Consider the following 9,586-nt stretch of genomic DNA (forward strand, 5'->3'; position numbering starts at 1 on the left):
CCCAGGTTCGAATCCTGGTATCCCGACAAAATTAAAAGAATATCAATTAGTTACATACATAAATGTATTCTTTTTAACTCGATCTTCAAAGTGTCTATAATTGTCTTTTAGTTGGTAAATCGTCAATATACAATTAAAAGTGATTATTATGGCAAAACAAAAGTCTATTGTTATCTTACCACACCTAAAAGATTGTGGTGGTGATTTGAGTAAAACATGGTTCGTAGAGTATTCATGTCGCAATCCTCAAACAGATGAAATGAAACGATTCCGGGTCTATAACGGTTTTGCAAAATTAAAGACCAAAGAAGAACGTTACGCTTTCGCAGAAAAAATCATAAATGACATTAAGGAGAAATTTGCTAAGGGGGAAATTCCATTCTTAGACACAAAAGTTAGCTACAATGATGAGTTGCTATATCATAACATTGCGAAACGATGGGGTAATGAAAGAAAAGGTTCTATCGGAATACGTACATATCTCTCTGATTTCTTAGCAATTAAAAAAGTAGAAGTAATTCCTCACTCTTTTCAGACTTATAAATCCAAACTCCGCATATTTTGTGAATGGGTGGAGCAAACTGGTTTGGACAAAAAAAACATTTGTTTTTTCGAACAGAATTCAATATGCGAATTTCTATGCTATATTGTAGAAAAGCATGATGTAAGCCAGCGAACAGTGAAAAAGTACACTCAAATATTACATGGTTTCTTTGATTATTTACTAAAGGTAAAAAGGATTATAGATACTAATCCGGTACATGATATACCTAATATGGGTAGCATTAAAGATGAAGCAGCCAAACCAATTCCTGACCGGGAGCGTCAGTTACTATCAAAGCACATAAAGGAACATGATCCTCAATTATGGTTAGTGTGTCAAATGGAATATTATTGTGCCATCCGTCCAAATGAGTGCAGACAACTACAAATTGGAGACATAGACTTTGACAATCACATAATAACAGTCCCCAAAGATATCAGTAAGAATCGACAGACCGAATCGGTAAACATTCCACGCCAATTATATGACTATATATATAATATCTTGAACCTCGATACACATCCCAAAGATTTTTATATATTCTCTCATAATGGTGTCCCTGGCAAAACAATGTTGGGAAAGAATAATTTTAGATTTAGGTTTGATAAAATACGTGATCGACTCAATGTTTCAAATCAATACAAATTATACAGTTTCAAACATACAGGAGGGGTAAAACTTGTAAATGAAGGTATTGATACTTGGGAACTACAACGTCACTTTCGTCATAAATCTATTGATACTACAGAACGATACATTAGAAGAAACTTCGCTGTAAAAAGCGATAAAATAAGAAATGATTTTCCCGATATCTAACGTACAACCTACAACCTAAAAGAGGCAACGAACGCTGCCTCTTTTAGATTATTTATTTCGGCTATACACTCCCCCCACTGCAATTATCAGAGCTATAATGATATATGCTTTATTTTTATGTAAATCCCACCATGATAACTCTACGACCTTTTCTTTTTGGCTCAATATAGCATTCACCTTACTACTAATAGTATCTAATCGGTTAGAAAACTGTTGTAAGGTAAGAGATAATGTTTCATCAACTTCTGTTCGTTCCTGATCCTGCTTAGTTGCAGTAGTGATACTTTCTTTCACCGGATATTGTTTCCCTGTTGAATCCGGAGCAGATAAGTAAACAGTTGTATTTTCAATCTTCAGATCACGAAGTTTGTCAGTAGTAATTTTCGTTTGCTTATTCACATCCAGCCGTAGGGATTCTATTAAGTTTCGCAGATACAAAAAGTCCCCTGAATAGTCAATCTGCTTTTGTGTATCGATGTTACGAGAAGTTTTGCAAGATGACAACCATATTCCTGACATCAGGAATATGGTTATATAAATTAGCGCTTTCATGGCAAGATCACTGTATTACGAAGAAAATTAGAAAACTCGGAACGAACGTCAAAGCAGGGACAAGCCTTGATGTATTCTGCCGGTTCAACTTCACCGGACCCGTCCAAATCGGATGAAGTATCACGATGTCCGAGAACCTCGACAATATCATACTCCTTACATAACTTTGCTACCAGCTCACGTAAACTAGTTTTTTGAGCAATCGTTCGTGTATCAGCAGGCTTTCCAGAGGCGTCCAGTCCTCCGATATAACAGATGCCAACACTATGCTTATTATACGAAGACTCTGAAAATCCTTTGGTATTACAATGCGCTCCATCAATGCTTAACGGTCGCCCATTCTCAACCATTCCGTCAAGGTCGATCACATAATTATAACCGATCTGACTAAAGCCTCTTTGTTTGTGTATCCGGTCAATGTCTTTTGCACGTAAATCCTGCCCGGCACGTGTGGCCGAGCAGTGGATAATAATCGAATCAATAGTTTTCATTTCTTTTCCTCCCATTTTAATTAATAATCACTTGGCGGCTGCCGGTTAGAGCATCCGCGAACATCACATTTTTTTATCTCTGATTCTTTCAGCCGTAATTCCAATTCATGTTTATCATGAATAAGCTGTAACTTCTCCGCCTGTTCCTGACGAAGCTCTACATAGATAGCATCAATTTTCGTATCACGTTGAGCAATACGCTCTTCAAGCCAGGCAACTTGTTTCCGCTCGTTTTCATTCTCTGCTGCATCTGCTGCTGCATCCTCTTTCCTTGCATCAGTCTTCCGATTGACGTAGAAATTTACAATCCATTTAATTGCCTCCAAGCCTCCTAAAGCTCCGAGTATTGTTAGCCAATCGTTTAGTTCCATTTATACCTTTATATTTTCAGTTTAGACTCTAGATTCTGTCTATTCTTATTAGAATCCGTTATATGGGCACCAATGCGTTGTAACTTCACTTTCTTTTCATCAAAATCGATTGTTACACGATTTATGCAATATGCAGATTCATCACCTGTACTTCTTTTCAAATCTGAATATTTATATTGCTGTGGCCTATCCTGATCTATCACTAATTGCAATTGTTCTGGAAAAAGTGGAAGATATTCGCATACATCCCAATGCGTATGACCACCAATATGAAATAAGAATTTACAAGGAGTACTTGCGGAAAAATCTTCATTTATAGTTAATTGAGTACCATTTACATCACCACAGAAGAAAGTGCCTTCTATCACCGTTTTCTTCAAGTAAGCATCCATGATTTTAGGAAGGATCAAAGGGTCGCAGGACTTGCTCTTGTCCGAAGCGTTATTAATTGATTCATATTCATAGTTATCCGGTGCTTTTTCTGAAATAAACTCGCCCATATTCTCATTTCGATATGCTGATACAGGTTGGTGATGCGCAAGAATCAGATAATAACTAGAAGGAGTATTCTTCAGCAAGTTAATAAACCAGTTCATTTGCTTCTGTGAATATACAACACCATGCTGTGAACCTGATGGAGTTCCAACCTCTGTGTATTCATATTCATCAAAGGAAATTATACGGATAGTATTCTTGTCTACAACAAAGTCTTTATGCCAGTAACTCCCTGCGCCTTCAGGATCACCCATTACGGCTCTGGTTGTCATATACGGAGTGATATAATTAGCCTTCGCATCCGCTTGATTATGAGCGAAATCATCCGCTACATCATGATTCCCTAACATCACAAGAAACCTGTCACTTGATGCAACAACTTGTTTCATTTCGGAAGTAAGCTGCAAATCACCTGTAACAAGCGTATATATACTCTCGTCTGTGTCCATCAATTCCTTACACTTATTTAAGCCGTAGATTGATTTATGAGTGTCTGATATATGAAAGAAAGAGAATGATTCCTGAAAGCAGAACGCTTTATTTATAAACTCCGTTAAAGTGAGGCCATTTACATCCTCTCCGTCCGAAAAGCGTCCTACTGTTCCCCGGATTGGATTGATTCCTGTTAAATAAACTGCATCAGATACCGTTACAGGCAAAGGTTGCAGATTGTTAGATTTATCGGATAATTGTACTATCTTCTTTTCCATATCACCCTGCTATACATAGTTGAAAACCCTGATATGTCTTGATATAAGAAACGTCTTTTGTATCATTTGACCAGAAATCCGCCATTTGTACACGCGTGGAAAGTTTATCTACATCATTGATAGAGATCGACTTGACATAACCAGGCGCATATTCCTCACCGGATGCATTACCATCAACTTCCACTTTTATCTTCGTTGGAGAAGTTGCAGGAAAACCGTCCCCTGCCTTAATGCTACCTGCATACTGTACATTGATAAGACCGCCCATGTAGAATATATTAGCGCTTTGTACATCATAACGTCCGGAATATGAGCTCTTTAATATGTTTGCAACAAATACAGATTCGGTTGTCGAATATGTATCCAACGGACCTTCATAATACAAATGCGTCATCTCTGTCCTAATATCACCATTGTTGAAATTCTTATTATAAAGAATCTTACCTGCCGCTTCCGTAGTAGTTATAATACCATCATTTAGCACGATTCCAGTCAGACTATCACAATCATATTTTGAATCAATTGAATAAAGTTTAGAAATAACACCTCCCGTTTCTTTATACCCAAGAAAATCAAGCTTAGGCTCTATACCCAAAAGTGCAGTATGACGATCGTACTCTTCTTGTGTAGCTCCAGCAGAACCTTTCAGTAATATTCCACCATCAGCAAGTACACGTCTACAGAATTCTGAAATAACCGTGCTTGCACCGGAATCGTTATAAGTTACTGTTACATCTTTTTCAGCATAAATAAGTGGGTTGTAAGATGATGCCGCTTTTATCTTCACTAAGCTACCGGAGGCACCCTCTTTCACTGTCAAGACACCGGAAGAATTGATTGAAGCATAATTGGCTCCTGAAACGATAGACCAGTTAACGCCTTTCTGTGTTGTAGACGCGGGGGAATATGATACCGAATATGTGCCGGAGACACCATCAATGGAAGCCTCACCAATTATGCTTATACCTGTTACTTTAATATCACCCGAAGGTGTGGGAGACACATCCAAGTGTGTATCGAAAGTACTATCTATAAAAAATGCAAGTCCTGCCATAATAGTATTTTTAAAAGTTATATATTTTATCATTTATTATTTCGTAGGTTAGACTTCCTGAAATTCCCGAACTATTAAGAACTTCGATGAAATGCGAAGATACCTTTGCAACATCAAATCCATTCTCTGTATAATTCATCACATCCTTTCCGGTAGAGTCAGGGAAGTGATAACCGGATTCCAACACTTTCAGGATTATAGAGGACAGATAATCGGCACTTCCCGAAGACGATGCTATTAATTTTTTCACCTCATCTGAAAGCATATCTGATGTTACCACGCCAGTTGCAAGAATCAGAGAAAGGAAATGAGCTGATATTTTTGCAACATCAAAACCTTTCTCTGTGTAATTCATCACATCTTTCCCCGTAGAGTCAGGAAAATGAAAGCCGGGTTCATTGACTTTCATGATAAACGAAACTGATTCAAGAGAATTATTCATAGCCTTTATCGAAGCATCAAGTATTTTTATCGCATCAGCGTTAGCCTTTCCTTTGTCACCCTCATAGGCTGTACCGGGCGCTTCGCCCAGATTCAGTGTATTTATTAACTCTTTTACTTCGTCAGACAGCATCTCTTCCGATATTACTCCCGTTGAAAGAATGAGTGACAAAAGGTGTGCTGAAACCTTAGCAACATCAAAACCTTTATCGGTATAGTTCATTACATCTTTACCCGATGAATCAGGAAAGTGGAAACCGGATTCCTGCACCGTGTTGACACTGTTAGTCAAGCGCCCTATATCAGAAGCGTTATTCAGGGTTTGAGCCTTAATAGTATCCGTTTCTTCCTTTTTCGCATAATCATTCAAGTCGACACCGGGGGTATCAGCCGGGGATTTCCCTGTACTGTACCATATTCCGGATACATCACAAGCATACACTATTCCCGGATAGGAATTGCCAACATAGGCATAATCCCCGACACGTGGAAGGGGAATTTTTGCTTTCAGGCTACTTTCAGAAGTGAAATATCCTTTGAAATACTTCAAAGAAGATTTTAAGGATTCAATTTCCATTGAAGTCTTCTGAAAATTTTCATTAATCGAGGTAGCAACATCTCCCCAACTAGCCGTTTTTTTTATTTCGTTTAGTTCCATACGACAATTTCACTTATCCATTTAAACCAAAATTTATATCTTCTGCCACCCATCTTGTATTGGAAGAATCTGCATCAAAGCAAATACCTGTAAGTCTAATAATGCCATGTCCTAATTTACCAAAGCTAATTTGTGTATCCCCCGTTACAACTCTCGTGTTTGTACCTTCTTTATAAACAATAAAATCACTTTGATTTGCAAACTTAATTTCGTATGTTAATATTGCCCTAAGAACATAATAAGGTAATATAATTTGCTTAATAGAACCTTTAGGTACAGTAGGCAACTCTACATAATTGGTATTCATTGCATATTGTTTATCAAACAAATCTCCATATGCTTTACCATCTTTATCCCACATAATGGCCTTGTTCGCCAGCCAACCACTACCGTCCTCATTCAAAAGAATCTTCTCATTTGCAATAGAGACCTTTCCAGAAAAGACACCACCCAAAGCATAAATGTATCCGCGTAAAACAACATCGTTCAGAATTGTGCGCCCACCATGGGTAAAAACAATCTTTGCAATACTGTTCAGCTCCTCATCGGTAGGTTGATAAGATGGATTGTCTTTATACTTTGCAACTGTTGAAATCGCTTGTTCAAGCGTACCACCCCCAAACGCAAACACGTCATCGTCATTATTATATATACCACTGATACCTGCCGTCACTCTTTGCATCCGGCCATCCTTATAATTACCCAACTGCAGTATATTAGCAAGTACCAGACCGCCAAGAATATCTACTGAACCGTCTTTTATTGCTGACGTAAGATATTCCAATTCTTGATAATGGGCCAGTTCAGAAGTGTTATCCATCATGGATGCCCCCCATGATGATGGAACAGTCCCCCTTTCCAGCTGTAGCTCGCAGAAACTACCTGTTACAGAGTGGATAGATAGAATACTTCCCGCAGAAAGTGTCTTAAAACGGCAGATATAACGTTTGTACTCATCTGTCAGAGGGATTGTTTCCGCATAACCGCCACACGAAAATGTTACACTTGTTCCTTTACCATAAAAAGAAAAGATATATGATTCCCCTGGAATAATTCTATAGAATAAGGCTTGCGTCATACTGCCGGACTTTATGACAACCTCTTTCCCCGACATGGAGATTTCGGATTCCTGCGCAACAGCATTAACAACATCCCAATATTTCAGAGATGGAGAATACAACTCCGATGTTACGTCAAGAGAAGTGTCCGAATTCAAGTTAGCCGTTTGGTAGTCACCTGTAAAACCGGAATTACGTAACAGATTATTCTTTCCAAATTCAATGCCGCCAATCGCACTATCTGCCGCCTCTTTAATTCCTTCCGGTAACCCGTCAAGACTCTGCCAACCGGTAGAACCGGGCTGAATATGTAATTTACCGGAAAGCTCATTTCCGGATGGGGACAACACTGTTACTTCCCTACCTTCAAGAGAATAGGAATCGATTCCGGCATATTGTTTAAATGAGGGAGAATCAGAACCATAGGAAGAGATAACAATAGCATTTTGCCTCTCTTTATATAGACGGTTCCCAAGTTGGCAGATATTGTCACCAGCAGCCGGAACAGTACTCCCTGTATCGCAATCATCCTTACTCAAGTCTATATAATCATCTCCAACGCCAACGACTAAACGCCAATAATATTGATTACTGACATTATCATAGATGCCTTCCTTAACATTTATATCACGGCATTGGGCCTGATCATTTTCTGCAAAAAGATTTTGTACAGCTTTACTTCCGTCATCAGCTTTCATAAAGCAACGGTAATAAGTATCGTACTCTTCGACACGAATACACGTCATTCCGGCAGGAGACAATATCTGTTGCCCGCCAACATGAGTGGAATGACGAATTTCGAGAGTATCAAAAACAGCTTTTAAGCGGATATAAATTTCATCCGCCTCAATATATGTTTTGCCGTTTTGAGGATTTACCTTGAAGCATCCGCCACTGCCTAAAATACCAGAAAGAAAGTCGCCTAATTCAATGCCTTCTTGGGCTTTTATAAGTCCTTCAGAAACAAGACCTTTCAAAAAAGTAATTAATCCGGCGGCTGTGTCACTATCTACCTTAGAAAGTTTTTTATCCAGTTCCTGTGCTATCAAATCAAATAAATCATCAACAGTAGTAAACTTCCCATCTAATTCCTGGAAGTTTACTACAATTTTGGCAAAGTTTCTCTGCAGCTTGAGCCGTACGTCACGTCCGGTATCATTCGCTCCGTTCCACGGGACTATATTTTCATAATTATTATCCATCACGCACTATGTAAGTTCTAATTCATTTCCATCAAATTCTAACAATAGAATTTGCCAGCACATTCCATATTCAAGAGTATCTGTATCTATAAAATTCAGCATATAGTCAGCAAAGCGATTTGTTTCTAAAGTGCTTTGCTTACGAAGTCGGGCATGCTCAACCTTGACTATGCCCTGACTTTTATTACGTTCATAACTATAACTCATAAAAGCAAATGAGAAGACTTCTCCCCGTTCGCTTTTCTCTTTCATTCGACGAATTGCTTCATATATTTCCATACTACAAAAGTACCTTCCAGATAAGCCTTAAAAAAGGACAATAAAAAACCCCAAGTCCTCACGGATTTTGGGGCTAGTTTCATTTAGTTTTAACTTTAAACTTGTGACAGGAAAGCGTCTCCCGACGCAAATACTCCTCTATAACAAACACATTGCAAATATACTCTCCTTTCTTGCCTTAAAAAAGGACACTAACCACGACTCACATTCCTTTCCATTCTCTCTAATTTTTTAATCCCATCACGAACAGCTCGCGAATCAACAATTAAATCTTTCTCAAGAATAGATTGAAGCAAATCATTATTCGTATTCAAAAGAACGAATAGTTTACGCAATGTCTCTTCGTCCATGATATGACCGCTAACAGTATATCGGGAGGAAGAAGATACTGAATCATCAGAATAACCACCACTATATTTACCACTTTTAGTACGTACCTGCTCTAAAATTTGTGTAGTGTTCAACATTCGGATTGTTCCATTCTTTTGCGCAACATTGAAAACATCAAGAAATTGGCGCACATGAGGATTCTCTACTCCCTCATGATTGGTCACGAATTCATTTTTATGAACGGGAATAACTCCAGAAACATCATCCGGATTTCCTGTTTTAGTATATCCTTCAACATATTCATCAGAATAACCACCGGACTTCAAGCCCTTCGCTTCATCCCGTTGCTGTTTGGCTACAGCTATCTGTGCCGCACCACTAGCTACAGCTGCCGCAGCTGCAATGGCACCAAGAGCCGGACCAACAATAGGAATACCGGCCATTGCCTTATATGCTTCCATTGCAGCAACAGCAGTACTTGCAGTAATTTGTAAAACCGATACGGCAAATTGTTTGTCTGCATATTTCCTCTTTACCTGATTTAGGGCCTCTTCTTTCTCTTCTTCTAACTTAGTTGTATCCTTC

9 protein-coding genes and 1 pseudogene are annotated in these 9,586 nt (G+C 38.6%); 1 reads left to right on the forward strand and 9 read right to left on the reverse strand.

What is annotated here, in order from left to right; genetic code table 11:
• Positions 1-148 precede the first annotated feature (148 nt).
• Positions 149-1,360, forward strand: coding sequence for a tyrosine-type recombinase/integrase (locus BXY_RS02465; RefSeq protein ID WP_015531129.1), 1,212 nt, complete (start codon positions 149-151; stop codon positions 1,358-1,360).
• A 48-nt stretch (positions 1,361-1,408) separates the two neighbouring features.
• On the opposite strand, the gene BXY_RS02470 is transcribed toward BXY_RS02465, so the two are convergent.
• The 9 genes and pseudogenes from BXY_RS02470 to BXY_RS02510 all read right to left on the reverse strand — a co-directional run.
• Positions 1,409-1,912: a hypothetical protein gene (locus BXY_RS02470; protein ID WP_015531130.1), complete on the reverse strand. Its 504-nt coding sequence runs from the start codon at positions 1,910-1,912 to the stop codon at positions 1,409-1,411.
• Positions 1,909-2,403 carry an N-acetylmuramoyl-L-alanine amidase gene (locus tag BXY_RS02475; protein ID WP_149944834.1) on the reverse strand — a complete coding sequence of 165 codons (495 nt, stop codon included), beginning with the start codon at positions 2,401-2,403 and terminating at the stop codon, positions 1,909-1,911. Before BXY_RS02475 ends, BXY_RS02470 begins: the two co-directional genes overlap by 4 nt.
• 20 nt (positions 2,404-2,423) lie before the next feature.
• Positions 2,424-2,774, reverse strand: a complete 351-nt coding sequence (locus BXY_RS02480; RefSeq protein WP_015531132.1) for a hypothetical protein — start codon at positions 2,772-2,774, stop codon at positions 2,424-2,426.
• 8 nt (positions 2,775-2,782) lie between these two features.
• Complete coding sequence (locus BXY_RS02485; protein ID WP_015531133.1) at positions 2,783-3,979, reverse strand: metallophosphoesterase family protein; 1,197 nt, start codon at positions 3,977-3,979, stop codon at positions 2,783-2,785.
• Position 3,980: 1 nt separating this feature from the next.
• Positions 3,981-5,033, reverse strand: a complete 1,053-nt coding sequence (locus BXY_RS02490; protein ID WP_195436680.1) for a hypothetical protein — start codon at positions 5,031-5,033, stop codon at positions 3,981-3,983.
• Between the two features lie 10 nt (positions 5,034-5,043).
• Positions 5,044-6,132 carry a hypothetical protein gene (locus BXY_RS02495; protein WP_015531135.1) on the reverse strand — a complete coding sequence of 363 codons (1,089 nt, stop codon included), beginning with the start codon at positions 6,130-6,132 and terminating at the stop codon, positions 5,044-5,046.
• Between the two features lie 13 nt (positions 6,133-6,145).
• A complete protein-coding gene (locus BXY_RS02500; protein ID WP_015531136.1) occupies positions 6,146-8,392 on the reverse strand; it encodes a hypothetical protein in 2,247 nt (748 codons plus the stop codon).
• 6 nt (positions 8,393-8,398) lie between these two features.
• Positions 8,399-8,644 carry a hypothetical protein gene (locus tag BXY_RS02505; protein WP_229097059.1) on the reverse strand — a complete coding sequence of 82 codons (246 nt, stop codon included), beginning with the start codon at positions 8,642-8,644 and terminating at the stop codon, positions 8,399-8,401.
• 218 nt (positions 8,645-8,862) lie between these two features.
• A pseudogene (locus BXY_RS02510) lies at positions 8,863-9,586 on the reverse strand (hypothetical protein); the annotation flags it as partial.

Source organism: Bacteroides xylanisolvens XB1A (assembly GCF_000210075.1).
GTDB lineage: Bacteria > Bacteroidota > Bacteroidia > Bacteroidales > Bacteroidaceae > Bacteroides > Bacteroides xylanisolvens.

Bases quoted from the DNA above. Each gene is read 5' to 3' on its own strand.
- BXY_RS02465 (WP_015531129.1), top strand. From the start codon at position 149: ATGGCAAAACAAAAGTCTATTGTTATCTTACCACACCTAAAAGATTGT.
- BXY_RS02470 (WP_015531130.1), bottom strand. From the start codon at position 1,912: ATGAAAGCGCTAATTTATATAACCATATTCCTGATGTCAGGAATATGG.
- BXY_RS02475 (WP_149944834.1), bottom strand. From the start codon at position 2,403: ATGAAAACTATTGATTCGATTATTATCCACTGCTCGGCCACACGTGCC.
- BXY_RS02480 (WP_015531132.1), bottom strand. From the start codon at position 2,774: ATGGAACTAAACGATTGGCTAACAATACTCGGAGCTTTAGGAGGCTTG.
- BXY_RS02485 (WP_015531133.1), bottom strand. From the start codon at position 3,979: ATGGAAAAGAAGATAGTACAATTATCCGATAAATCTAACAATCTGCAA.
- BXY_RS02490 (WP_195436680.1), bottom strand. From the start codon at position 5,033: ATGGCAGGACTTGCATTTTTTATAGATAGTACTTTCGATACACACTTG.
- BXY_RS02495 (WP_015531135.1), bottom strand. From the start codon at position 6,132: ATGGAACTAAACGAAATAAAAAAAACGGCTAGTTGGGGAGATGTTGCT.
- BXY_RS02500 (WP_015531136.1), bottom strand. From the start codon at position 8,392: ATGGATAATAATTATGAAAATATAGTCCCGTGGAACGGAGCGAATGAT.
- BXY_RS02505 (WP_229097059.1), bottom strand. From the start codon at position 8,644: ATGAAAGAGAAAAGCGAACGGGGAGAAGTCTTCTCATTTGCTTTTATG.